The 24,436-nt window shown below is 55.9% G+C and carries 28 protein-coding genes, 1 tRNA gene and 1 rRNA gene; 18 read left to right on the top strand and 12 right to left on the bottom strand.

Translation table 11 applies throughout. The features are described 5' to 3' along the window. Positions 1-194 precede the first annotated feature (194 nt). The 4 genes from frdA to frdD are packed head-to-tail and all read left to right on the top strand — an operon-like array spanning position 195 to position 3,488. The gene (frdA, locus tag UTO39_RS16205) at positions 195-1,985 is read left to right on the top strand and encodes a fumarate reductase (quinol) flavoprotein subunit (protein ID WP_116344014.1); all 1,791 of its coding nucleotides are present in this window, start codon (positions 195-197) and stop codon (positions 1,983-1,985) included. Continuing rightward, positions 1,978-2,712: a succinate dehydrogenase/fumarate reductase iron-sulfur subunit gene (locus tag UTO39_RS16200; RefSeq protein WP_041911494.1), complete on the top strand. Its 735-nt coding sequence runs from the start codon at positions 1,978-1,980 to the stop codon at positions 2,710-2,712. The genes frdA and UTO39_RS16200 overlap by 8 nt, the downstream gene beginning before the upstream one ends. Before the next feature lie 10 nt (positions 2,713-2,722). Then, on the top strand, positions 2,723-3,118 hold the full coding sequence (frdC, locus tag UTO39_RS16195) for a fumarate reductase subunit FrdC (RefSeq protein ID WP_320727619.1): 396 nt from the start codon (positions 2,723-2,725) through the stop codon (positions 3,116-3,118). A gap of 10 nt (positions 3,119-3,128) precedes the next feature. Continuing rightward, positions 3,129-3,488 carry a fumarate reductase subunit FrdD gene (gene frdD / locus UTO39_RS16190; RefSeq protein WP_320727570.1) on the top strand — a complete coding sequence of 120 codons (360 nt, stop codon included), beginning with the start codon at positions 3,129-3,131 and terminating at the stop codon, positions 3,486-3,488. A gap of 29 nt (positions 3,489-3,517) precedes the next feature. Here frdD and ampR read toward each other — a convergent pair whose 3' ends face one another. Further along, on the bottom strand, positions 3,518-4,393 hold the full coding sequence (ampR, locus tag UTO39_RS16185) for a LysR family transcriptional regulator AmpR (RefSeq protein WP_061099491.1): 876 nt from the start codon (positions 4,391-4,393) through the stop codon (positions 3,518-3,520). 132 nt (positions 4,394-4,525) lie between these two features. Between ampR and blaACT the strand changes: the two genes are divergently transcribed. Next, positions 4,526-5,671 carry an ACT family cephalosporin-hydrolyzing class C beta-lactamase gene (gene blaACT, locus UTO39_RS16180; protein ID WP_320727569.1) on the top strand — a complete coding sequence of 382 codons (1,146 nt, stop codon included), beginning with the start codon at positions 4,526-4,528 and terminating at the stop codon, positions 5,669-5,671. Between the two features lie 106 nt (positions 5,672-5,777). Further along, complete coding sequence (locus UTO39_RS16175) at positions 5,778-6,308, top strand: lipocalin family protein (RefSeq protein ID WP_119917119.1); 531 nt, start codon at positions 5,778-5,780, stop codon at positions 6,306-6,308. On the opposite strand, the gene sugE is transcribed toward UTO39_RS16175, so the two are convergent. Further along, positions 6,305-6,622: a quaternary ammonium compound efflux SMR transporter SugE gene (sugE, locus tag UTO39_RS16170; RefSeq protein WP_266179807.1), complete on the bottom strand. Its 318-nt coding sequence runs from the start codon at positions 6,620-6,622 to the stop codon at positions 6,305-6,307. The two genes, UTO39_RS16175 and sugE, sit on opposite strands and share 4 nt — an antisense overlap. A 257-nt stretch (positions 6,623-6,879) precedes the next feature. Between sugE and UTO39_RS16165 the strand changes: the two genes are divergently transcribed. Continuing rightward, a complete protein-coding gene (locus UTO39_RS16165; protein WP_151413448.1) occupies positions 6,880-7,479 on the top strand; it encodes a LuxR C-terminal-related transcriptional regulator in 600 nt (199 codons plus the stop codon). 37 nt (positions 7,480-7,516) lie between these two features. Here UTO39_RS16165 and ecnB read toward each other — a convergent pair whose 3' ends face one another. The 3 genes from ecnB to efp form a co-directional block, all read right to left on the bottom strand. Next, positions 7,517-7,663: a lipoprotein toxin entericidin B gene (gene ecnB / locus UTO39_RS16160; RefSeq protein ID WP_003025482.1), complete on the bottom strand. Its 147-nt coding sequence runs from the start codon at positions 7,661-7,663 to the stop codon at positions 7,517-7,519. 108 nt (positions 7,664-7,771) lie between these two features. After that, on the bottom strand, positions 7,772-7,903 hold the full coding sequence (locus UTO39_RS16155; RefSeq protein ID WP_320727568.1) for an entericidin A/B family lipoprotein: 132 nt from the start codon (positions 7,901-7,903) through the stop codon (positions 7,772-7,774). Between the two features lie 58 nt (positions 7,904-7,961). Beyond that, entirely contained in the window at positions 7,962-8,528 is a 567-nt protein-coding gene (gene efp / locus UTO39_RS16150; protein ID WP_003855940.1) for an elongation factor P, read from the bottom strand. A 40-nt stretch (positions 8,529-8,568) separates the two neighbouring features. Between efp and epmB the strand changes: the two genes are divergently transcribed. Next, positions 8,569-9,597, top strand: a complete 1,029-nt coding sequence (gene epmB, locus UTO39_RS16145; protein ID WP_320727567.1) for an EF-P beta-lysylation protein EpmB — start codon at positions 8,569-8,571, stop codon at positions 9,595-9,597. Positions 9,598-9,662: 65 nt separating this feature from the next. On the opposite strand, the gene UTO39_RS16140 is transcribed toward epmB, so the two are convergent. Next, the gene (locus tag UTO39_RS16140; RefSeq protein WP_014882205.1) at positions 9,663-10,016 is read right to left on the bottom strand and encodes a DUF4156 domain-containing protein; all 354 of its coding nucleotides are present in this window, start codon (positions 10,014-10,016) and stop codon (positions 9,663-9,665) included. 234 nt (positions 10,017-10,250) lie between these two features. Here UTO39_RS16140 and UTO39_RS16135 point away from each other — a divergent pair, with 234 nt between their 5' ends. Genes UTO39_RS16135 through iadA form a run of 3 tightly spaced genes read left to right on the top strand, consistent with a single transcriptional unit; the run spans position 10,251 to position 12,532 of the window. Beyond that, positions 10,251-10,916, top strand: coding sequence for a nucleoside recognition domain-containing protein (locus tag UTO39_RS16135; protein WP_061099498.1), 666 nt, complete (start codon positions 10,251-10,253; stop codon positions 10,914-10,916). Next, a complete protein-coding gene (locus UTO39_RS16130) occupies positions 10,897-11,358 on the top strand; it encodes a YjiG family protein (RefSeq protein ID WP_061099499.1) in 462 nt (153 codons plus the stop codon). Before UTO39_RS16135 ends, UTO39_RS16130 begins: the two co-directional genes overlap by 20 nt. A gap of 10 nt (positions 11,359-11,368) precedes the next feature. After that, entirely contained in the window at positions 11,369-12,532 is a 1,164-nt protein-coding gene (gene iadA / locus UTO39_RS16125) for a beta-aspartyl-peptidase (protein WP_320727566.1), read from the top strand. Between the two features lie 64 nt (positions 12,533-12,596). Here iadA and groL read toward each other — a convergent pair whose 3' ends face one another. Beyond that, positions 12,597-14,240: a chaperonin GroEL gene (gene groL / locus UTO39_RS16120; protein WP_023310114.1), complete on the bottom strand. Its 1,644-nt coding sequence runs from the start codon at positions 14,238-14,240 to the stop codon at positions 12,597-12,599. A 31-nt stretch (positions 14,241-14,271) separates the two neighbouring features. Beyond that, complete coding sequence (locus tag UTO39_RS16115; protein WP_003855929.1) at positions 14,272-14,565, bottom strand: co-chaperone GroES; 294 nt, start codon at positions 14,563-14,565, stop codon at positions 14,272-14,274. A gap of 177 nt (positions 14,566-14,742) precedes the next feature. On the opposite strand from UTO39_RS16115, the gene yjeH reads away from it, so the two are divergent. Continuing rightward, entirely contained in the window at positions 14,743-15,990 is a 1,248-nt protein-coding gene (gene yjeH, locus UTO39_RS16110) for an L-methionine/branched-chain amino acid transporter (RefSeq protein WP_320727565.1), read from the top strand. 22 nt (positions 15,991-16,012) lie between these two features. Here the strand turns inward: yjeH and UTO39_RS16105 are convergent, their stop codons facing one another. Then, a complete protein-coding gene (locus UTO39_RS16105) occupies positions 16,013-16,477 on the bottom strand; it encodes an FxsA family protein (RefSeq protein ID WP_028015228.1) in 465 nt (154 codons plus the stop codon). A gap of 335 nt (positions 16,478-16,812) precedes the next feature. On the opposite strand from UTO39_RS16105, the gene aspA reads away from it, so the two are divergent. From aspA to UTO39_RS16080, 5 genes are all read left to right on the top strand, one after another. After that, positions 16,813-18,249, top strand: coding sequence for an aspartate ammonia-lyase (gene aspA, locus UTO39_RS16100; RefSeq protein WP_003855923.1), 1,437 nt, complete (start codon positions 16,813-16,815; stop codon positions 18,247-18,249). A gap of 116 nt (positions 18,250-18,365) precedes the next feature. Beyond that, a complete protein-coding gene (locus tag UTO39_RS16095; RefSeq protein ID WP_008502949.1) occupies positions 18,366-19,667 on the top strand; it encodes an anaerobic C4-dicarboxylate transporter in 1,302 nt (433 codons plus the stop codon). A 113-nt stretch (positions 19,668-19,780) separates the two neighbouring features. Then, a complete protein-coding gene (cutA, locus tag UTO39_RS16090; protein WP_014168278.1) occupies positions 19,781-20,104 on the top strand; it encodes a divalent cation tolerance protein CutA in 324 nt (107 codons plus the stop codon). Continuing rightward, a complete protein-coding gene (locus UTO39_RS16085; protein ID WP_320727564.1) occupies positions 20,080-21,783 on the top strand; it encodes a protein-disulfide reductase DsbD in 1,704 nt (567 codons plus the stop codon). Before cutA ends, UTO39_RS16085 begins: the two co-directional genes overlap by 25 nt. A 49-nt stretch (positions 21,784-21,832) precedes the next feature. Beyond that, a complete protein-coding gene (locus tag UTO39_RS16080; RefSeq protein ID WP_061099504.1) occupies positions 21,833-22,408 on the top strand; it encodes a transcriptional regulator in 576 nt (191 codons plus the stop codon). Here UTO39_RS16080 and UTO39_RS16075 read toward each other — a convergent pair. Together UTO39_RS16075 and UTO39_RS16070 are read right to left on the bottom strand one after the other, a co-directional pair. Continuing rightward, a complete protein-coding gene (locus UTO39_RS16075) occupies positions 22,405-22,995 on the bottom strand; it encodes a LysE family translocator (RefSeq protein ID WP_061099505.1) in 591 nt (196 codons plus the stop codon). The genes UTO39_RS16080 and UTO39_RS16075 overlap by 4 nt on opposite strands. A 37-nt stretch (positions 22,996-23,032) precedes the next feature. Beyond that, positions 23,033-23,878 carry an AraC family transcriptional regulator gene (locus UTO39_RS16070; protein ID WP_061099506.1) on the bottom strand — a complete coding sequence of 282 codons (846 nt, stop codon included), beginning with the start codon at positions 23,876-23,878 and terminating at the stop codon, positions 23,033-23,035. 168 nt (positions 23,879-24,046) lie between these two features. Here UTO39_RS16070 and UTO39_RS16065 point away from each other — a divergent pair. Further along, a tRNA-Phe gene (locus tag UTO39_RS16065) sits at positions 24,047-24,122 on the top strand. Between the two features lie 208 nt (positions 24,123-24,330). Here UTO39_RS16065 and rrf read toward each other — a convergent pair. After that, positions 24,331-24,436 (bottom strand): 5S ribosomal RNA (gene rrf, locus UTO39_RS16060); the annotation flags it as partial.

The following is a 24,436-nucleotide window of genomic DNA, read 5'->3' as shown; positions in this document are numbered from 1 at the left end:
TCATCAATCACGATGATAAATCACCGCACAGAACAGCAAAAAAATCGAACACGTCAAATTTCCCTGACATCTACACGGTTATACTCTTTTACCCATAAAGGAGCAGTGGAAACGCTTTCGCAATCGTCCCGTTGGGCGGGTGAACTACCTTTAGTTTGTCGCGTTGCGAAATAACAAAAATCTGGAGGAATGTCGTGCAAACTTTTCAAGCCGATCTTGCCGTAATAGGCGCTGGCGGGGCGGGATTACGTGCTGCGATTGCTGCAGCACAAGCTAATCCTGACGCTAAAATCGCATTGATTTCAAAAGTCTATCCAATGCGCAGCCACACGGTGGCAGCAGAAGGAGGGTCCGCTGCCGTTGCGCAGGATCATGACAGCTTTGAATACCATTTCCACGACACGGTTGCAGGGGGCGACTGGCTTTGCGAACAGGATGTCGTTGACTACTTCGTGCACCATTGCCCAACGGAGATGACTCAGCTTGAGCAGTGGGGGTGTCCGTGGAGCCGCCGTCCGGACGGGAGCGTTAACGTCCGCCGCTTCGGTGGAATGAAAATCGAACGCACCTGGTTCGCCGCCGATAAGACCGGCTTCCACATGCTGCATACCCTGTTCCAGACCTCCCTTCAGTTCCCACAAATCCAGCGCTTTGATGAACATTTCGTCCTCGACATTCTGGTCGACGACGGTCATGCACGTGGCCTGGTGGCGATGAACATGATGGAAGGCACGCTCGTCCAGATCCGCGCTAATGCGGTGGTAATGGCAACGGGCGGTGCGGGACGCGTCTATCGCTACAACACCAACGGCGGCATCGTCACCGGCGACGGAATGGGCATGGCGCTGAGCCACGGCGTGCCGCTGCGCGATATGGAGTTTGTGCAGTATCACCCAACCGGCCTGCCGGGCTCCGGCATTTTGATGACGGAAGGCTGCCGCGGTGAAGGCGGTATTCTGGTCAACAAAAACGGCTACCGCTATCTGCAGGATTACGGCATGGGCCCGGAAACCCCGCTCGGCGAGCCGAAGAACAAATACATGGAACTTGGCCCGCGCGACAAAGTTTCTCAGGCCTTCTGGCACGAGTGGCGCAAGGGCAACACCATCTCAACGCCGCGCGGCGACGTGGTCTATCTCGACCTGCGTCACCTGGGCGAGAAGAAACTGCTGGAGCGTCTGCCGTTTATCTGCGAACTGGCAAAAGCTTACGTCGGCGTCGATCCGGTGAAAGAGCCGATTCCGGTACGCCCAACCGCGCACTACACCATGGGCGGGATTGAAACCGACCAGCAGTGTGAAACCCGCATTAAAGGGCTGTTCGCCGTGGGCGAGTGTTCCTCCGTCGGCCTGCACGGCGCCAACCGTCTGGGCTCTAACTCGCTGGCAGAGCTGGTCGTCTTTGGCCGCATGGCGGGCGAGCGCGCGATGGAGCGTGCGGCGACCGCAGGCGAAGCAAACGGCGCGGCGCTGGATGCGCAGGTCACAGACGTTGAAAAACGCCTGAAGGATCTGGTGAACCAGGAAGGCAACGAGAACTGGTCGAAGATCCGCGACGAGATGGGCCTGTCGATGGAAGAAGGCTGCGGTATCTACCGTACGCCGGAGCTGATGCAGAAAACCGTCGACAAGCTGGCGGAACTCCAGGAACGCTTCAAGCGCGTGCGCATCACCGACACCTCCAGCGTCTTCAATACCGACCTGCTCTATACCATTGAGCTGGGCCACGGCCTGAACGTCGCAGAATGTATGGCGCACTCTGCGCTGGCGCGTAAAGAGTCTCGCGGCGCCCATCAGCGTCTGGACGAAGGCTGTACCGAACGTGACGACGTCAATTTCCTGAAACACACTCTCGCCTGGCGCGATGCGGATGGCACCACGCGTCTGGACTACAGCGACGTGAAAATCACCACGCTGCCACCGGCTAAACGCGTGTACGGCGCAGAAGCAGAAGCCGCCGAGAAGAAGGAGAAGGCGAATGGCTGAGATGCAAAAACTGAAAGTTGAAGTGGTGCGCTATAACCCGGAAGTGGATACCGCCCCCCACAGCGCTTTCTACGAAGTGCCTTATGACGAGCAAACCTCCCTGCTGGATGCGCTCGGCTATATCAAAGACAACCTGGCGCCGGACCTGAGCTACCGCTGGTCTTGCCGCATGGCGATCTGCGGCTCCTGCGGCATGATGGTCAACAAGGTACCGAAGCTGGCGTGCAAAACCTTCCTGCGCGATTACACCAAAGGCATCAAGGTTGAAGCGCTGGGCAACTTCCCGATCGAGCGCGATTTAGTGGTCGATATGACCCACTTTATTGAAAGCCTGGAAGCGATTAAGCCGTACATCATCGGCAACCCGCGCACGCCGGACCAGGGTCCGAACACCCAGACGCCGGCGCAGATGGCGAAATACCATCAGTTCTCCGGCTGCATCAACTGCGGCCTGTGCTACGCCGCCTGTCCACAGTTTGGCCTGAACCCGGAGTTCATCGGCCCGGCCGCCATTACCCTGGCGCACCGCTATAACGAAGACAGCCGCGACCACGGCAAAAAAGAACGTATGGCGCAGCTTAACGGCCAGAACGGCGTCTGGACCTGTACCTTTGTGGGCTACTGCTCCGAAGTCTGTCCGAAGCACGTCGACCCGGCCGCCGCCATTCAGCAGGGTAAAGTGGAAAGCTCGAAAGACTTTCTTATCGCTACCCTGAAACCACGCTAAGGAGTGCATGATGACGACTAAACGCAAAGCCTACGTGCGGCCAGTGCCGTCCACCTGGTGGAAAAACCTGCCGTTTTATCGCTTCTATATGCTGCGTGAAGGCACGGCGGTACCGGCGGTATGGTTCAGCCTTGAGTTAATGTATGGCGTTTTTGCCCTTAAACACGGGCCGGAAACCTGGGCGAACTTTGTCGGTTTCCTGCAAAACCCAATCATCGTGGTTCTGAACCTGATCGCGATCGCGGCGGCGCTGCTTCATACCAAAACCTGGTTTGAACTGGCGCCAAAAGCGGCGAACATCATCATTAAAGACGAAAAAATGGGGCCGGAGCCAGTCATTAAAGGGCTGTGGGCAGTGACGATCCTGGTCACTGTGGTCATTCTGTTTGTCGCACTGTTCTGGTAAGGAGACTACTGTGATCAATCCAAATCCAAAACGTTCAGACGAGCCGGTCTTCTGGGGCCTGTTTGGCGCAGGCGGCATGTGGAGTGCCATCATCGCCCCGGTTATTATCCTGCTGGTCGGCATTATGCTGCCGCTGGGGCTGTATCCGGGGGATGCGCTGAGCTACGAGCGCGTGCTGGCGTTTGCGAGCAGCTTTATTGGCCGCGTGTTCATCTTCCTGACGATCGTCCTGCCGCTGTGGTGCGGCCTGCACCGCATTCACCATGCGATGCACGATCTGAAAATCCATGTGCCGAGCGGTAAATGGGTGTTCTACGGGCTGGCAACCATCCTGACCGTGGTGACGCTAATTGCCGTGGTCACTATCTGACGCTTCAGGCCCGCCATCCGGCGGGCCTTTTATTTCTGCATTTTGCCCACCAGCCACTGGGCAAATTCACGCATTGCGGACGTTTCAGCCCGCGACTGCAGCCTTGTTAACCAGTAACTGCCCAGATCAATTTGCGTGGTAAACGGCTGCACAATGCGCTCGCTGTTCAGCAAATGGGTAAACATATCGACAGGCGCAATAGCAATGCCCATACCTGCCTGCGCGGCTTCCAGCATGGTGACAGACGAATCAAACACCATCACCCGGTGCGTTGGCGATGGAGGATGCTCGCCTGCTGCCTGCATCCACGCCGACCATTCGTCGCGTCGGTAAGAGCGTAGCAGGGTAAACTTCAGGATATCGGCCGGAGACTGGAGCACGGCGGCGATGTCAGGCGAGCAAAGCGGCGCCAGCGGCGCGGGGCACAGGAACTGCGCCTCGGTGCCGTGCCACGCCCCACCGCCGTAGCGGATCGTATAATCAAGCCCTTCAGCCGCCGGATCGACGCGGTTGTTATGGGTGGAAAGGTGAAGATCGATATGCGGATAACAGCGGCGAAAGTCCGCGAGCTGAGAGAACAGGATACCCGTGGCGAAAGTCCCTACTACGCCAATTTTTAGCTTCTCCTGAGCGCGCTGGCTGGCAAAGCGATCCAGCATTCCGGCGATGCGATCGAATGAATCATTCAGCACCGGCAGCAGATTTTCCCCCTCCGTGGTCAACATCAGGCCACGCGAGACGCGGACAAAAAGCTGACAGTTCAGATGCTGCTCCAGCGCCTTAACGTGCTGGCTGATGGCAGAATGGGTGACGTTCAGCTCTATCGCAGCATGCGTAAAACTGAGGTGCCGGGCGGCCGCTTCGAAGGCGCGAAGCGAATTAAGCGGAAGATAGCTGCGGGTCATTGTTCCATCCGTTAGAAAAATTAACAGCTCATGCTAAATTTAACCGTTTGTCAGCCATAGTCAAATCCCACAGACTACAGCGGTCTGCCGGGCCCGGACACTCCCTTGACCTGCTATTATGGAAGATAATTAATGATGAAAAAATTCCTTTGCTGCGCCCTGCTGCTCAGCACATCCTGCTCTGTACTCGCCGCGCCGATGTCGGAAAAACAGCTGGCTGACGTGGTAGAACGCCACGTTACGCCCCTGATGAAAGCGCAGGGTATTCCAGGCATGGCGGTGGCCGTGATTTATCAGGGCCAGCCACACTACTTTACCTTCGGAAAGGCCGATATCGCGGCGAACAAACCCGTCACCCCGCAAACCCTGTTCGAGCTGGGCTCTATAAGTAAAACCTTCACCGGCGTGCTGGGGGGCGATGCCATTGCCCGCGGCGAAATTTCGTTGGGCGATCCGGTAACCAAATATTGGCCTGAGCTGACGGGCAAGCAGTGGCAGGGAATTCGCATGCTCGATCTGGCGACCTATACCGCCGGTGGCCTGCCTCTCCAGGTGCCGGACGAAGTGACTGATAATGCCTCCCTGCTGCGCTTCTATCAAAACTGGCAGCCCCAGTGGAAGCCGGGCACCACGCGTCTTTACGCCAACTCCAGCATCGGTCTTTTTGGCGCGCTGGCGGTCAAACCTTCCGGCATGAGCTATGAGCAGGCCATGACGACGCGGGTCTTTAAGCCGCTCAGGCTGGACCATACCTGGATTAGCGTTCCGAAAGCGGAGGAGACGCATTACGCCTGGGGATATCGTGACGGTAAAGCGGTCCATGTTTCACCGGGCATGCTGGACGCAGAGGCGTATGGCGTGAAAACCAACGTGCAGGATATGGCGAGCTGGGTGATGGCCAATATGGCACCTGACGCGCTGCAGGATACGCCCCTGAAGCAAGGCATTACGCTGGCGCAGTCTCGCTACTGGCGCGTGGGGGCCATGTATCAGGGGTTAGGCTGGGAGATGCTCAACTGGCCGGTCGATGCCAAAACCGTTGTCGGAGGCAGCGATAACAAGGTGGCGCTGGCACCGTTGCCTGCAAGAGAAGTGAGTCCACCCGTTCCCCCGGTTAAGGCCTCATGGGTGCACAAAACGGGCTCAACCGGCGGGTTTGGCAGCTACGTGGCCTTTATTCCTGAAAAGCAGCTCGGCATTGTGATGCTGGCGAATAAAAGCTATCCGAACCCGGCGCGAGTTGAGGCGGCATACCGTATCCTCGACGCGCTGCAGTAAAACATTGCCGGGTGGCGCTGCGCTTACCCGGCGAAACACAGCGCACAAAAACCCCATTTTCCTTGCCGTCATCTACACTTAACAAAAAAACAGTAAGGAAACTCCTATGCGCATTCTGCCTGTTATCGCCGCGGTGACAGCCGCGTTTTTAGTGGTTGCCTGCAGTTCCCCTACCCCACCGCCCGGCGTCACCGTCGTCACGCCTTTTGATGCACAACGCTTCCTCGGAACATGGTACGAAATCGCACGACTCGATCATCGGTTTGAGCAGGGCCTGGAGAAGGTCACGGCACATTACAGCCCGATGGATGATGGCGGTATTCAGGTGATCAACCGGGGCTATAATCCCGACCGGGAGATGTGGCAGCAGTCGGTGGGGAAAGCCTACTTCACTGGCGACCCGCGACGGGCCGCGCTCAAAGTCTCTTTCTTCGGCCCGTTTTATGGCGGCTATAACGTGATAGCGCTCGACAGAGAGTACCGTCACGCGCTGGTCTGCGGGCCGGATCGCGACTATCTTTGGATACTTTCCCGCACGCCAACTATTTCGTCAGAGATGAAACAGCAGATGCTGGACGTCGCGACCCGACAGGGGTTTGATGTGTCGAAACTCATCTGGGTAAAACAGCCCCGTTAATGGGTGCTGAGCTTCAGTCCAATGATACCGGCCACAATCAGAGCGAGGCTGGCAATGCGCGCCAGGCTCGCTGACTCACCCAGCAGCAGAATGCCGGTAATCGCCGCGCCTACGGCACCGATCCCCGTCCAGACGGCATAGGCCGTTCCCACCGGCAGGGAACGCATCGCCCACGAGAGCAGAATAATACTCACGATCATCGCAGTAACGGTAATGACGCTGGGCGTCAGGCGGGTAAATCCGTGGGTGTACTTGAGGCCAATCGCCCATACCACTTCGAGCAGGCCAGCAATTAAAAGAATAATCCAGGACATCTCGGGCTCCTTAACTTAAAAAGTTGGGGCCGTCCCCGATGAAAGAAGCGCTTACGAGTCGTCCCGCAAGGCAGATAACACCCCATATTTTGGTTAGCGTGCGATTTTTTTTCAATCATTTTTTGATGAACGCGTTAAGCCCAGAAATAGCCGCAGTATGGCGCGGAGTTCAGGCATTTATACCTCATCGGACTTCTCTATGATGATGTGCTTTCTGATGGCAGGAAGCCAAACCACTAGCCGACTGCGAATAAAATATGTTCAAAATTCTTTTGATTGACCGTTGTCACTTCACCCGCACCGGGTTTGAAGCCTGGCTCAATCATTCCGGTTTGTTCCCGGGGCACTATGTTGTGACCGGGCTGAACAATCTTTTCCTCGCCAGAGAACACATTCTGCAATGGAAACCTGCGCTGGTTATCGCTGATCTGCACGGTTTCAGGCAGGATATTCACCATTTCCAGCAATTCTCTTCCTTGCTGAACGCCAGCGAAAAATTACCTTTTATAATGCTGCAATCAGGAGAGGACAGGGACATGACGGCCTGGCTGGAGAACTTCCCGGTCTGGTCTACGTTAATGAAAAACGCCCCTCTTGAGGAACTCGCGGAGGTTATTAATGACGCGTTAATCTCGGGCGCAAGCACGCACAGACCAACCGTGGCCGCTCCCTTGCTAACCCGACAGGAAGAGAAAGTGCTGACGTTGTGGATGGACGGCGCGAGCAATCAAAAAATTGCCGCTCACCTGAGTATCAATGGCAAAACGGTTTATACCTATAAACGCAATATCCGCATGAAGCTGCATATGGATACGCGCTTTTCACCGTTTTTATCCCTGCAGGAGTCAGAAAGCTGACGGTACGAAACCCATTCGGTCCCGTACCGTTTGTTAATTACTGCTGAGCTTTCGTCGCCGCACCAGAGATCGCGCTACCACCTTCAGAGATATCCTGACCGACGCCGCGCGTGGTATTACAGGCCGTTAACACTGAAGAAAGTACCAGGACTGAAAAGATCGCTGCAATTGTTTTCTTAACCATAATATCTTCCTTTTATAGCCAAAGTTGTTTTGTGTATAGCAACTTAAGAATAGACAAGATCCCGCCGATTGACGGAAAAGGAAGCATTTTTAGGAAAATTAGACGAGCTTAGCTGGCTGCGTGAGAAATGATATGACCGAGGTCCTGGATATCTTCCCCCATGCCACGGGCGGTGTTACAGCCGGAAAGCAGTACGCTGAAGAGCGCTAACAGAAGCAGAATTTTAACGGTGCGTTTCATCATCCCTGCCTGCAAAAATCAGGCGCAGCGGGCGCTGCGCCTCGAATCATGACGTAAATTACTTCACGCGGGATACGTATTCGCCGGAGCGAGTATCCACTTTAATCACTTCACCGATCTGAACGAACAGTGGCACTTTCACCACAGCGCCGGTGGAGAGCGTTGCTGGCTTGCCGCCAGTACCCGCGGTGTCACCTTTCAGACCTGGATCGGTTTCAACGATTTCCAGCTCAACAAAGTTTGGCGGGGTAACAGCGATAGGCTGGCCGTTCCACAGGGTCACGATGCATTCGGCCTGATCCAGCAGCCACTTCGCGTTATCGCCAATCGCTTTCGCGTCAGCAGACAGCTGCTCGAACGTTTCGTTGTTCATGAAGTGCCAGAACTCACCGTCGTTGTACAGGTAAGTCAGGTTCATATCGACAACATCAGCGCCTTCAGCGGAGTCAGTAGATTTGAAGGTTTTCTCAACACGGGTACCGGTCAGCAGGCGGCGCAGCTTAACGCGTGCGAATGCCTGGCCTTTACCTGGTTTAACGAATTCGCTGGCTTCAACCGCGTACGGTTCGCCGTCCATCATGATTTTAAGACCAGCACGAAAATCGTTGCTATAGTACGTTGCCATAAGGCCCTCTAAATTTGTTAACTGGTAGCTAAGCCACAAAATGGCGCATATTGTAACCCTAAACACCCCATCCAGAGAAGATTGGTTATCGCAACTTGCCGATGTAATCACCAGTCCTGATGAATTGCTGCGTCTTTTAGACCTCGATCAGCACCCGGAGTTGCTTGCCGGCCGTGAGGCAAAGCGGCTTTTCGCCCTGCGCGTTCCCCGCGCGTTTGTTGCGCGCATGGAAAAAGGCAATCCTGACGATCCATTATTAAAACAAACCCTTACGTCGCAGGATGAGTTTATTACCGCGCCGGGCTACAGCACCGATCCGCTGGAAGAGCAAAACAGCGTGGTGCCGGGTTTACTGCACAAATATCTCAATCGCGCCCTGCTGCTGGTAAAAGGCGGCTGCGCGGTAAATTGTCGTTATTGCTTCCGTCGGCACTTCCCGTACGCCGAAAACCAGGGAAATAAGCGTAACTGGCAGGTTGCGCTGGACTATATCGCCGCCCATCCAGAGCTGGATGAGATTATTTTTTCCGGCGGTGACCCGCTGATGGCAAAAGATCATGAGCTGGACTGGCTTTTGACGCAGCTTGAAGCCATCCCGCACATCAAGCGTCTGCGCATTCACAGCCGTTTACCGATTGTCATTCCGGCACGTATCACTGACGGCCTGGCTGCACGCCTGGAGCAGTCCCGTCTGCAGGTGCTGCTGGTAAACCATATCAACCACGCGAACGAAATCGACGATGAATTTCGCGCGGCGATGGCGCGCCTGCGTAAGGCGGGCGTCACGCTGCTCAACCAAAGCGTCCTGCTGCGCGGCGTGAACGATAATGCCCGCGTGCTGGCCGATCTCAGCAATGCCTTGTTTGACGCAGGCGTGATGCCCTATTACCTGCACGTGCTGGATCGCGTGCAGGGAGCGGCGCACTTTATGGTGACGGATGAGGAGGCCCGACAGATTATGCGCGAACTGTTAACGCTGGTTTCGGGTTATATGGTGCCGAAGCTGGCACGCGAGATTGGCGGAGAGCCGAGTAAGACGCCGCTGGATTTGCAGCTGCGGCAGCGCTAAAAGGCAGGTGGCGCTACGCTTACCTGCCCTACGAGGTGGGGGCGCAGCGCCATCAGCAAGTTAACTCAGTTCGGGCACTTATAGACCTGGCCGCTCATCTGGCTGGCCGTTGGCACGAAGCTGGAGAGCATTCCCTGCGTCGGGCTGCTCACGCCGTAAATCACGTTACCACCCATAGCAGCAGCCTGGTTACGCAGGGCATTCGCCGCGCCGCGCATAGAACCGCCTTCTTCACCGTGCTGACCCGACATCCAGTTGCTTTGTTCACCGGTGGCTGTACCCAACAGCTGGCATTCGCTGCCTGGCTTATCTTCCACAAAGCGAACGCCCTGGCCCGCTGCCGACAGTTCATTGCTGGAGCTACAACCCGCCAGCAGCAACGCTGCTCCTACGATCCCTGCACAGACTTTTACGCGCATGTTATTCCTCGTTTTCAATAAGCTGGACAGTAATTGTCCGTGTGTAAATCTTATACCTAAAAGATGACTAAAAGAAAAATCCCCGCGCATTTCTGCGAGCCAGATTCCGTACGTCACTCCTCCGATATCTTAAATGAATTCTGATAATGCCCTTTGGGATATCGTGTTTTAGCCCCCGATCGTTTTTAGTGTTGTGACGTACAACTTTTGTACGCGATTAAAACAGGGGGTTTCATGAGTGCATCATCCTCAGGAGAGGAAAAGGTAACATGGGTGGGCTATCTGGCGTTTGTGCTCACCATCGTATTTTTCTCAGGCTTTTTCGCCAAAAGTACCGAATGGTGGCGCGTGCTGGATTTTACCGTCCTAAACGGCAGCTTTGGTTCGGTGAACGGCGCGCTAACGTTTCGCGGCGAGGGCGGCACGGGGGCGAAAGACGGTTTCTTATTTGCCCTTGAGCTGGCGCCTTCGGTCATTTTATCGCTCGGGATCATTGCCGTCACCGAGGGGCTGGGCGGGCTGCGTGCCGCGCAACAGCTGATGACGCCCATTTTGCGCCCGCTGCTTGGCGTACCGGGCATCTGCTCTCTGGCCCTCATCGCCAACCTGCAAAATACCGATGCCGCAGCAGGGATGACCAAAGAGTTGACCGACGAAGGGGCTATTACCGATCGCGAGCGCGCCATTTTCGCCACCTTCCAGACCAGCGGTAGCGCCATCATTACCAACTATTTTTCTTCCGGCGCTGCACTCTTTACCTTCATCACCGTCCCGGTGATTACGCCGCTGGCCGTCATACTGGTGTTTAAATTTGTTGGCGCGAACTTCCTGCGTCTGTGGATCGCTCACATGGAAGATCGTTGTATTCAGGAGGAAAAAAATGATCGCCCAGCCGCGTAAAAATATCATGGACATGTTTATTGATGGCGCCCGCCGAGGCTTTACCATCGCCACCACCAGCCTGCTGCCGAACGTGGTTATGGCGTTTGTCATCATTCAGGCGCTCAAGGTGACCGGCCTGCTGGATATTGTTGGCAATATTTGCGAGCCGATCATGGCGCTGTGGGGGCTTCCGGGCGCGGCGGCAACGGTCCTTCTGGCCTCGGTGATGAGTATGGGCGGGGGCGTGGGGGTTTGCGCCAGCCTGGTGGCTGCCGGCACGCTCAACGGCCACGATGCCACCGTCCTGCTTCCCGCCATCTATCTGATGGGCAATCCTGTGCAAAACACGGGACGCTGCCTGGGTACCGCAGGGGTTAACCCCAAATATTACCCGCACATCATTACGATCTGCGTCATTAACGCCCTGCTCTCAATGTGGGTAATGCAGCTACTCTTCTGAGGAGATAAAAATGGATTTTTCAGTGCTGGACCCCCATCTTTTCCGCAATGTGCACCTTTACGCGCCGGAGGATCGGGGGTATTGCGACCTGCTAATCGCCGGGGGAAAAATCGTCGCGATTGAAAAAACGGATCGCGCAACAGCGCGGCTTAACTGTCCTGAAAGCGATCTCGCCGGGGCGGTGGTTTGCCCGGGCTTTATCGATCAGCATGTGCATCTGATCGGCGGCGGCGGTGAAGCCGGTCCGCACACCCGGACGCCGGAGGTGCGGTTATCCGCGCTGGTGGCGGCGGGCATCACCTCCGTTGTTGGCCTGCTGGGTACCGACGGCGTGACCCGCCATCCCGAATCCCTGCTGGCAAAAACGCGGGCGCTTGAGCATGAAGGGATCAGCGCGTGGATGCTGACAGGCGCGTACGGACTGCCTTCTCCGACGATTACCGGCAGCGTCGAAAAGGATGTGGCGCTGATTGATAAAATCATCGGCGTGAAATGCGCGATTTCCGACCATCGCTCATCCGCACCAACGGATGACCAGCTCGCGAATATGGCCGCTCAGTCGCGCGTCGGCGGGCTGCTGGGCGCCAAAGCGGGCATATCCGTGTTTCACCTCGGCAACAGCCCGAAGCTGCTGGAGCCGCTGTTTAACATCCTCGATAACGCCGACGTTCCCCGTATGAAGCTGCTGCCAACCCACGTTAACCGCGACCAGGCGCTGTTCCTCGCCGCGCTTAACTATGCCCGCGAAGGGGGTTATATCGATATTACCACCAGCATTCGAGAGCCCATTGATGCCGCCACCGCCATCATGACGGCCCGTGAAGCGCAGGTGCCGTTTAACCGGCTTACGCTCAGCTCGGACGGTAACGGCAGCCAGCCGATTTTTGATGCGAACGGTAATCTGGTGGGCATTGGCGTAGCGGGCTTCGAGTCCCTGCCCGAAACCCTACAGCAGCTGGTCAACCGGTATCACCTACCGCTGGAGGAGGCGCTTCTGCCGTTTACGCGTAACGTGGCGGAGTTTCTCGGGCTGGAGCATAAGGGGCGGATCGCGCCCGGATGCGATGCCGATTACCTGGTGCTGACAGATGACCTGAAGATCCGCGAGGTCTGGGCGAAAGGCCGCCAGATGGTGCGCGAAGGCGTAGCATGCGTGAAGGGAACATTTGAGTAGCGGCAATAAAAAACCCCGGACATTTCTGTCCGGGGTTCGTTCTGAGAGGTTCAGAACAACATGATTACATCATGCCGCCCATTCCACCCATGCCGCCCATACCAGCAGCACCTAAGTCAGGCGCGTCGCCTTTTGGCAGGTCGGTTACCATGCACTCGGTAGTGATCATCAGGCCAGCTACAGATGCCGCGTACTGCAGAGCAGAACGGGTCACTTTAGTTGGGTCCAGGATACCGAAGTCGATCATGTTGCCGTATTCTTCAGTTGCAGCGTTGTAACCGTAGTTACCTTCGCCCGCTTTCACGTTGTTCGCAACGACAGATGGCTCTTCACCGGCGTTGGACACGATCTGACGCAGAGGAGCTTCCATTGCGCGCAGCGCAACTTTGATACCCACGTTCTGGTCTTCGTTCTGAGCAGTCAGGCCAGCCAGTTTAGCGGCTACACGCACCAGCGCGACACCACCACCAGCAACGACGCCTTCTTCTACCGCAGCACGGGTCGCGTGCAGGGCATCGTCAACGCGTGCTTTCTTCTCTTTCATTTCAACTTCGGTCGCAGCACCAACTTTGATTACCGCAACGCCGCCTGCCAGTTTCGCTACGCGCTCCTGCAGTTTTTCACGGTCGTAATCGGAAGTGGCTTCTTCGATCTGCTTACGGATCTGACCAACACGGCCCTGAATAGCGGCTTCTTCACCCACACCGTCGATGATGGTGGTGGTGTCTTTGTTGATCACAACGCGTTTTGCCTGGCCCAGGTCTTCCAGAGTCGCTTTTTCCAGCTCCATACCGATCTCTTCAGAGATCACGGTACCGCCGGTCAGGGTAGCGATATCCTGCAGCATTGCTTTACGGCGATCGCCGAAGCCAGGTGCTTTAACCGCAGCCACTTTCACGATGCCGCGCATGGTGTTAACCACCAGGGTCGCCAGCGCTTCGCCTTCAACGTCTTCAGCGATGATAACCAGCGGCTTGCCTGCTTTCGCAACGGCTTCCAGCACTGGCAGCATTTCGCGGATGTTGGAGATTTTCTTGTCAGCCAGCAGGATGAACGGGCTTTCCAGCTCAACAGCGCCAGTTTCTGGCTTGTTGATGAAGTATGGGGACAGGTAACCGCGGTCGAACTGCATACCTTCAACCACGTCCAGTTCGTCTTCCAGACCGGTCCCGTCTTCAACGGTGATCACGCCTTCTTTACCGACTTTATCCATCGCTTCTGCGATCAGTTTACCTACGGTTTCGTCGGAGTTAGCGGAGATAGTACCAACCTGAGCAATGGCTTTAGAGTCAGAGCACGGTACGGACAGCGCTTTCAGTTCTTCAACAGCGGAGGCGACAGCTTTGTCGATACCACGTTTCAGATCCATTGGGTTCATGCCCGCAGCAACGGCTTTCAGACCTTCGGTGATGATTGCCTGCGCCAGTACGGTCGCGGTGGTGGTACCGTCACCCGCAGCGTCGTTCGCTTTAGAGGCAACTTCTTTCACCATCTGCGCGCCCATGTTTTCGAACTTGTCTTCCAGCTCGATTTCACGTGCAACGGAAACACCATCTTTAGTGATGGTTGGCGCACCGAAGGATTTATCCAGCACTACGTTACGGCCTTTCGGGCCCAGGGTCACTTTAACTGCATCTGCCAGTACGTTTACGCCGCGGAGCATTTTTACACGAGCGTCGTTACCGAATTTTACGTCTTTAGCTGCCATGTTCTTATTTCCTCAAATTCTCGTGCGTAAATTACGCTTCAACAATTGCCAGAATGTCGCTCTCGGACATGATCAACACTTCTTCATTGTCGATCTTCTCGGATTTCACGCCGTAGCCATCGTTGAAAATTACGATGTCACCAACTTTAACGTCCAGCGGCTGCACAGTTCCGTTTTCCAGGATGCGGCCCTTACCGACAGCGATGATTTCGCCACGCGTTGATTTGGCTGCTGCAGAACCGGTCAGAACGATGCCGCCAGCAGACTTGGTTTCAACTTCTTTACGTTTGACGATCACACGATCATGTAACGGACGAATACTCATTGATAGCTCTCCTTTGAGAAAGTCATTATCAGTTATGGATGACGCCGGCCCGCATGCGGTTTTCCGACTAGTGCCCTGAGAGATGGGGATAGCTTTTTACCCCTTCAAGGGGGAATCGAAAAAAAATTTGCGAAAGTGTTACCATCCACTCTCTTTTGATGGTGGCGGGACAGGTAAATGAGTGGACTCAGGCAGGAGCTGGGGCTGGCGCAGGGCGTTGGCCTGCTTTCAACCTCCTTGCTAGGTACGGGCGTGTTTGCCGTACCGGCACTGGCGGCGCTGGTCGCCGGAAATAACAGTCTTTGGGCATGGCCGGTGCTGATCCTGCTGGTGTTCCCGGTGGCGATTGTGTTTGCCATCCTCGGACGACATTTCCCCAGCGCGGGCGGCGTGGCGCATTTTGTCGGCATGGCGTTTGGTCCGCGCATGGAGCGCGTGACCGGCTGGCTGTTTTTGTCGGTAATACCCGTTGGCCTTCCGGCAGCCCTGCATATCGCCACCGGCTTTGGACAGGCGTTGTTTGGCTGGCACGACGAGCAACTGCTGCTGGCTGAACTGGGTACTTTGGCAATTGTCTGGTGGGTGGGCTCGCGCGGGGCCAGCTCAAGCGCGAATCTGCAAACGCTGGTTGCAGCGTTGATCGTCGTGCTGATCGTCGCCATCTGGTTTGCGGGTAACATTACCGTGGCGGATATCCCCTTCCCTGCGATAAACGATATTGACCATTCACAGCTTTTCGCTGCGTTATCCGTCATGTTCTGGTGTTTCGTTGGTCTTGAAGCGTTCGCTCACCTGGCATCCGAGTTTAAACAGCCCGAGCGTGATTTTCCCCGCGCGCTGATGATTGGTCTGCTGCTGGCGGGCACCGTATATTGGGCCTGTACCGTGCTGGTGCTGCACTTCAACGCGTTTGGCGAAGATAAAGCCGCCGCCGCATCGCTACCGGGTATCGTGGTTGAACTGTTCGGCGTGAAGGCGCTATGGGTGGCCTGCGTGATTGGCTATCTCGCCTGCTTTGCCAGCCTCAACATTTATATCCAGAGCTTCGCCCGTCTGGTGTGGTCACAGGCGCGCGACAAACCCGAGAGCCGCCTCGCGCGGTTGTCTAAACGTCAACTTCCGATGAATGCGCTGAATGCCGTGCTGGGCTGCTGCGTCCTGAGCTCGCTGGGCATTTATATTCTCGACATCAACCTTGATGCGCTAATTATCTACGCCAACGGCATTTTCATCATGATCTACCTGCTGTGCATGCTGGCGGGTTGTCGTCTGCTGAAAGGTCGCTATAAAGCACTGGCGGTCGTAGGGGGCGTGCTTTGCCTGTTGCTGCTGGCGATGGTGGGATGGAAGAGTGTGTACGCCATCGTCATGCTGGCGGGACTGTGGGCGTTTTTACCGAAGCGGAAAAATCCGCAGGCCCGGTAAGCGAAGCTACCGGGCAAAAAAATTACCGATCGTCTTTATGGTCTAAACGGTCGCGCTGTTCATCCTTGCGCTGATACTCCCCTTCGAAGGTATCGCCTGGCCCTGTGCTGAACCCGCCGCCCGGCATGCGGCTAAAGCGCAGATGCGGCAGCAGCTTCATGGTCAGGTGCTTCTGTACCGGCGGCAGCAGCAACAGCAGGCCGAGGAAGTCGGTGAAGAACCCCGGCAGAATCAGCAGCAGGCCCGCAATAATCAGCGACACGCTTTTGATCATCTCTTCTGCCGGGCTTTCGCCTGCGGCCATCTTCTGCTGCATTATCAGGAAATTTTTGAAACCCTGATTACGCACCAGTGACATACCGATGACGGAGGTGAAGATCACCAGAATCAGCGTCAGCAGGACGCCCAGCACGTGGGCAACCTGGATAAAAATGGAAATCTCAATGTAAACATAGAGAAAGAAAGCAATAAACGGTATCCAGCGCACTGGCATCTCCTGTAGGGCAGGTGCCGTCGGGCCCCTGTCTGAATGTGTTCGCGACGCGCGTTTGTATGAGATGGTGACGGTTAGCGAAAATTCAATCGGTTTGCACGGATATTTTTTTTGGAAATATTAAAGCGGTGACCCATTTCACAGATTAATAATTATCATGGAATCGGCTCGATAATAAGTGATCCAGCTTACGGCAATTCGCTATCATCAGCATATGATCTCGAACATCTGGCTGATTGAGGGAATAATCGTCGGTCAGAAAATATTCAAAACCACATAAATACTGTGTGTTTAGTACAATCCATCGGCAGCTTGAAAAGAAGGTTCACATGTTAAACAACATTCGTATCGAAGAAGACTTGTTGGGTACCAGGGAAGTTCCAGCGGATGCCTACTATGGTGTTCACACTCTGAGAGCGATTGAAAACTTCTACATCAGCAACAGCAAAATCAGCGACATCCCTGAGTTTGTCCGTGGCATGGTGATGGTGAAGAAAGCCGCAGCGCTGGCGAACAAAGAGCTGCAAACCATTCCTAAAAGCGCGGCAAATGCGATTATCGCTGCCTGCGATGAAGTGCTGAACAACGGCAAATGTATGGACCAGTTCCCGGTTGACGTCTATCAGGGCGGCGCGGGTACCTCCGTCAACATGAATACCAACGAAGTACTGGCAAACATTGGCCTGGAACTGATGGGGCACCAGAAAGGTGAGTACCAGTACCTGAACCCGAACGACCACGTTAACAAATGCCAGTCCACCAACGACGCCTACCCAACCGGCTTCCGCATCGCGGTGTATGCCTCCGTGGTCAAACTGGTGGACGCGATCAACCAGCTGGGCGATGGCTTCCAGCGTAAAGCGGTTGAGTTCCAGGACATTCTGAAAATGGGTCGTACCCAGCTGCAGGACGCGGTGCCAATGACGCTGGGTCAGGAATTCCACGCGTTTAACGTGCTGCTGAACGAAGAGACCAAAAACCTGCTGCGCACTTCCGAGCTGCTGCTGGAAGTGAACCTGGGCGCAACCGCCATCGGTACGCGTCTGAACACCCCGGATGGCTATCAGCAGCTGGCGGTTCAGAAGCTGGCGGAAGTGTCTAACCTGCCGGTGGTACCTGCGGAAGACCTGATTGAAGCCACCTCCGACTGCGGCGCGTACGTGATGGTACACAGCGCCCTGAAACGTCTGGCGGTGAAACTGTCCAAAATCTGTAATGACCTGCGCCTGCTCTCCTCCGGCCCGCGCGCTGGCCTGAACGAAATCAACCTGCCAGAACTGCAGGCCGGTTCGTCCATCATGCCAGCCAAGGTAAACCCGGTTGTGCCGGAAGTGGTGAACCAGGTGTGCTTCAAAGTCATCGGTAACGACACCACCGTGACGATGGCCTCCGAAGCGGGTCAGCTGCAGCTGAACGTGATGGAGCCGGTGATTGGCCAGGCGATGTTTGAATCCATTCACATCCTGACAAACGCCTGCTACAACCTGCTGGAAAAATGCATTAACGGCATCACCGCGAATAAAGAAGTCTGTGAAGGCTATGTTTATAACTCCATCGGGATCGTTACTTACCTCAACCCGTTCATCGGCCACCACAACGGTGACATCGTTGGTAAGATTTGTGCCGAAACCGGTAAGAGCGTGCGTGAAGTGGTGCTGGAGCGTGGACTGTTGACCGAAGCTGAGCTGGACGATATCTTCTCGGCCCAGAACCTGATGCACCCGGCATATAAAGCGAAACGATATACTGATGAAAGCGAACAGTAACAGTTCAGGCTAGGCTTCCGAAAGGCACGTCACTTGTGACGTGCCTTTTTTCTTTTTAGGCGTTACCTAAATACAACAATTCAATATCAACTTGTTAATAAGCAAGGCAGGTCTTTATGTTTGGAGCAGAACTCGTCATCGTCCTGTTGGCGATTTATTTGGGCGCGCGGCTCGGGGGTATCGGCATTGGTTTTGCCGGTGGTCTCGGGGTGCTCGTACTTACCCTTATCTTTCAGATTAAACCCGGCGCAATTCCTTTTGACGTTATCGAAATCATCATGGCGGTTATTGCCGCTATTGCGGCCATGCAGGTGGCAGGCGGTATGGACTACCTGGTGAGCCTGGCGGAGCGCATGCTGCGCCGCCATCCGAAATATATAACCTTCCTTGCCCCGCTGGTAACCTGGTTTATGACCATTCTCGCGGGAACCGGCCACACGGCGTTCTCCACGCTGCCGGTGATCACTGAAGTGGCAAAAGAACAGGGTATTCGCCCGTCTCGTCCGCTTTCTATTGCCGTGGTGGCATCGCAGATTGCGATCACCGCGTCGCCAATCTCAGCCGCCGTGGTCTTTTTCGCGGGTATCCTTGAGCCAATGGGCGTGAGCTACCTGACGCTGCTGGCGATCTGTATTCCAGTTACGCTGATTGCGGTGATGATTACCGCCGTGCTGTGTAACTTCCTCGGCGCCGAACTGAAAGACGACCCGGTTTACCAGGAGCGTCTGGCAAAAGGTGAAGTGAGCCTGCGCGGTAGCCAGGTCTTCGAACTGAAGCCGCACGCGAAGCGCTCCGTGCTGCTGTTCCTGATCGGTATCGTCGCCGTGATGTTCTACGCGACCGCCATCAGCGACACCGTGGGGCTGATTCAGAACCCGGTGCTGCCGCGTAACGAAGCGATTGTGGTGTTCATGCTGACCATCGCGACGCTGATTAGCATCACCTGTAAAATCGACACCAGCGAAGTGCTGAACGCCAGCACCTTCAAATCCGGTATGAGCGCCTGCGTGTGCGTACTGGGCGTGGCGTGGCTCGGTGACACCTTTGTGAAAGCGCACATCAGCGACATCCAGACCGTTGCCGGCGACCTGCTGCACAACTACCCGTGGCTGCTGGCGGTAGTACTGTTCTTTGCCGCGACGCTGCTTTACTCCCAGGCTGCCACCACCAAAGCGCTGATGCCTGCGGCACTGATGCTGGGCGTGACGCCGCTGACGGCGATTGCCTCTTTCGCGGCGGTTTCTGCGCTGTTCGTTCTGCCAACCTACCCAACCCTGCTGGCGGCGGTTGAGATGGACGATACCGGCTCAACCCGCATCGGTAAGTACGTGTTTAACCACGCGTTCCTGATCCCGGGCGTGGTGGCGATTACGCTTTGCGTCGTCCTCGGCTTTATCATCGGCGGCATTGTGCTGTAAACCGTTAGCCGTTGTAAAAATAGTTAAAATCGGGCCGCTCTGCGGCCCGTTTCATTAATGACCAATCGTCTTGCGTGATATAGTGAAGACTTTCGTGATGAGGAGGTCGACTTGTGAACACGCCTGATGCTGTCGTCGTACTGTGTACCGCCCCTGATGAAGCCTCTGCCCAGGATCTCGCCGCCAAGGTGCTGGCCGAAAAACTGGCAGCCTGCGTAACGCTGCTCCCCGGCGCGACCTCCCTCTATTACTGGGAAGGCAAGCTGGAGCAGGAGTATGAAGTCCAGATGTTACTTAAAACCAATCTGGCGAATCAGCAGGCGCTCCTTGACTGCCTCAAGTCTCATCATCCTTACCAAACCCCGGAGCTGCTGGTGCTGCCAGTGGTCCACGGCGATAACGACTATCTCTCATGGCTCAACGCTTCTTTACGCTGATCCTGCTGCTGTGCAGCACGTCAGTATTTGCCGGGTTGTTTGACGCACCCGGCCGTTCAAACTTTATTCCTGCCGATCAGGCATTCATTTTCGACTTTCAGCAAAACCAGCACGATCTCAATCTGACCTGGCAGGTGAAAGAGGGCTACTACCTCTACCGCAAGCAGGTCAGCATCACGCCTGCAAAGGCTAGCGTCGGCGCGCTGCAGATGCCCGCAGGCGAGTGGCACGAGGACGAGTTCTACGGTAAAAGTGAAATCTATCGCCAGCGCCTGAGCGTGCCCGTCACGGTGAATCAGGCGGATAAAGATGCCACGCTGACGGTGACGTATCAGGGCTGTGCCGACGCTGGCTTCTGCTACCCCCCTGAAACGAAGGTCGTTCCGCTTAGTGAAGTTAAAGCGGCTGCCTCCCCTCTTCCCTCAGGGGAGAGGGCAAAGGTGAGGGGTGAAGGCGAAGCTGCTTCTGAGCTGCCTTTCTCAGCGCTTTGGGCCTTACTGATTGGTATCGGCATTGCCTTTACCCCGTGTGTCCTGCCGATGTACCCGCTTATCTCCGGGATTGTCCTGGGCGGCAAACAGCGTCTTTCTACCGCCCGCGCGCTGCTCCTGGCGTTTATCTACGTGCAGGGTATGGCGCTCACCTATACCGCGCTCGGCCTCGTGGTCGCCGCGGCTGGGCTGCAGTTCCAGGCGGCGCTTCAGCACCCTTACGTGCTTATCGGCCTGTCCGTCGTATTTATCCTGCTGGCGCTGTCGATGTTTGGCCTGTTCACGCTGCAGCTGCCGTCTTCGCTGCAAACCCGCTTAACGCTGATGAGCAATCGCCAGCAGGGCGGCTCTGCGGGCGGCGTGTTCGCAATGGGTGCCATCGCCGGGCTGATCTGCTCCCCCTGCACCACCGCACCGCTCAGCGCTATCCTGCTGTACATCGCCCAGAGCGGCAACATGTGGCTCGGCGGGGGTACGCTGTATCTTTACGCGCTGGGGATGGGCCTGCCGCTGATTCTGGTGACGGTGTTTGGCAACCGCCTGCTGCCGAAGAGCGGCCCGTGGATGGAGACGGTGAAAACCGCGTTTGGCTTTGTCATCCTGGCGCTTCCGGTGTTCCTGCTGGAACGCATTATTGGTGACGCGTGGGGTCTGCGCCTGTGGGCCATGCTCGGCGTGGCGTTCTTCTCCTGGGCGTTTATCGTTAGTCTGGGGGCAAAAAAAGCGTGGATGCGTCTGGTGCAAATTCTCCTGCTCGCCGCCGCGCTGGTGAGCGTGCGCCCGCTTCAGGATTGGGCGTTCGGCTCGCCTGTGGGCCAGACGCAGGCACATTTAAACTTTATACACGTTAAGAACGTCGATGAGCTCAACAGCGCGCTGGCGCAGGCAAAAGGCAAACCGGTGATGCTCGATCTCTATGCCGACTGGTGTGTCGCCTGCAAAGAGTTTGAAAAATACACCTTTAGCGATCCAAAGGTGCAAAATGCCCTGAAGGAGACGGTACTCCTTCAGGCAAACGTCACAGCCAACAATGCGCAGGATAAGGCCCTGCTTAAACACCTTACCGTACTCGGGCTGCCGACTATTCTGTTCTTCAATGAGCAGGGGGAAGAGCAGCCAGAACAGCGTGTAACCGGGTTTATGGATGCAACGGCATTCAGCGCGCATTTGCGCAATCGCCAACCGTAAACAACACTTTAGACGGGACATACCGTTGGGAATAGCGGAGGAGATAACCGTGCAACGCGAAGACGTACTGGGACAAGCCCTGCAACTACTTGAGATTCAAGGGATCGCCAGCACCACGCTTGAGATGGTAGCCGACCGTATCGATTACCCTCTGGATGAGCTAAAGCGCTTCTGGCCGGATAAAGAGGCGCTGCTTTATGATGCCCTACGCTATCTTAGCCAGCAGGTGGATATCTGGCGCAGGCAGCTAATGTTGAATGAAGAGCTGACGGCTGAGCAAAAGCTGTTGGCGCGCTACACCGCCCTGACAGAATGCGTCAGCAACAATCGTTATCCAGGCTGCCTGTTTATTGCTGCCTGTACGTTTTACCCCGATCCTGGCCATCCAATACACCAGCTGGCGGATCAGCAAAAACGTGCGGCGCATGACTTCACCCACGAACTGCTGACAACGCTTGAAGTGGATGACCCGGCAATGGTCGCTAAGCAGATGGAGCTCGTACTGGAAGGTTGCCTGAGCCGCATGCTGGTGAACCGTAGCCAGGCCGATGTGGATACGGCGCACCGCCTGGCGGAAGACATTCTGCGCTTTGCCCGGTGTCGTATGGGCGGGGCGCTGACCTAAACCAGCATGCCTGCCCAGGCGGAGACGAGCAGACATAGCGCCATCATGCGCTGAAACCGCACCATCGCCACGGTGGTGCGAAACACCCGGTTTACCGCCTTCCCCAGCCACGCCCAGCACATCAGGCACATCACAGAAATCACTAAGAACCATAGCGCCATCAGCGCAATATCTCTTAACGGATGAATGCTCGCGGGGGCAAAAAGACTCACTACCGCCAGCGCCATCATCCACGTTTTCGGATTCACCACCTGCAGGAGCGCTGCGGCTTGCGCGGTGAAGCGATGAGGCGCCTTCTCAGAAAGATTCGCCGCAGGCGCGCAATACAGTTGCCAGCTCATCCAGGTGAGCCACACTACGCCCGCCCAGCTCATTGCCTGGCGTATCAGAGGAAACTGACGCAGCACCTCTCCGGCGCCTGCGCCCGATATCAGCACAATCAGACTCGCCGTAATACATCCCCCCAAAATGGCGGGGACGGTATTTTTTACACCAAAGTGCTGGCTGTTAGTGAGAACGAGGATATTCGTCGGGCCGGGCGTTATCGACGCGACAAAGGCAAACAGCAGATAAGGCATCAGACTCACAGAGGGCTCCTTTTTTCTTAGAGCCATCACTGTGCCGCTATTTTCTGGAAACGTCTGGAAGGTTTGTGCATAACCGGCGGTAGTGGGCAGGGGAAATGCGGTATGCACGCTGGAACCAGCGTCCCAGATGGCTTTGGTCGGCAAAGCCGAGCGCTGTAGCCACGTTAACAGGCTGCTCGCCGTGCGCCAGCAGCTGTCGCGCCTTTGCCAGACGCAGCTGAATAAGCCAGGCGTGCGGCGCCATGTTGAACTCGCGCTTAAAACAGCGCGTCAGCGTAAAACGATCCGTGCCCGTCTCGCGCGCAAGGTCAGACAACCCCACGTTCTCGCCGATATGCGCATAAAGATAGTCGCGTGCGCGGTGCGCCACGGCAGCGCTTTGTAGCTGCGACGGGTGTTTCTTACGCCAGTGGCAATGGGAGGTGATCTGAGAGAGCAGCTTATCCATTGTGCTCTGCTGAACAATTTTCATCTCATCGCTATGCAGCGCGTTAAACGTCTCGCCGATAGAACGGACCAGCTGAGGTTCTCGCGTTAGCGTTTGAGCAAAGTGAAGCGAGTAGCGATCCGGCGTGGCTTCATATAATCCCCGGAGGGTGCGCGTCAGCCACTGCTCGTCAAGATAGAAGGTGAGATAGGTAAAGCCCCCTTCCACAGGCGCGTCGCCGTCATGAATTTCACCCGGCTCCAGTAAGAACGCATCACCCGGACGGCTGTGGTGTCGTTCGCGACGACAGTGGAACTGCTGGGTGCCTGAAAGGGTAATGCCGACCAGATAGCTATCGTGCCAGTGGGGATCGAAGGCATGGCCTTCGAAGTGCGCTTTGATCGTTTCAATGCCGGTATCCGCATGCTGACGGAGCTCAAGCCAGTCGTTTGCCATACTGCCCTCCTGTTGTTATCAGCATTGCCGCACGGCCCGGTATTGTCTGGAAGATTTGTGCATTTTCACGGCGAAAACGAACAGATTGCCGCAAACTTAAGCAGTTGAACAGCTTTTCCTGAAATAATGTTGACGATAAGGCGCGATTGCGGTTTAATGCGCTCCGTTGCCCGGATAGCTCAGTCGGTAGAGCAGGGGATTGAAAATCCCCGTGTCCTTGGTTCGATTCCGAGTCCGGGCACCACTATTTAAAGAACCCAGCCTATGGCTGGGTTTTTGCTTTTCTGCGTTTCTAAATCCCTTCTTTATATTCTTGCTTCTCTTTGCCGTGGGATCGTGCGGTCTGTATTATCGGATGGCGCTGTGTTTACCGGGCCTGCGGCTCCTCGCGGAATGGAAAAACAAAAGCAAAAAACCCCGCACCTTACGGTACGGGGTTCTTCTTAATTGATGCCTGGCAGTTCCCTACTCTCACATGGGGAGACCCCACACTACCATCGGCGCTACGGCGTTTCACTTCTGAGTTCGGCATGGGGTCAGGTGGGACCACCGCGCTAA

Source organism: Enterobacter sp. 118C5 (genome assembly GCF_034107645.1).
Lineage (GTDB): Bacteria > Pseudomonadota > Gammaproteobacteria > Enterobacterales > Enterobacteriaceae > Enterobacter > Enterobacter nematophilus.
This window is presented reverse-complemented; position numbering and strand designations above follow the sequence as displayed.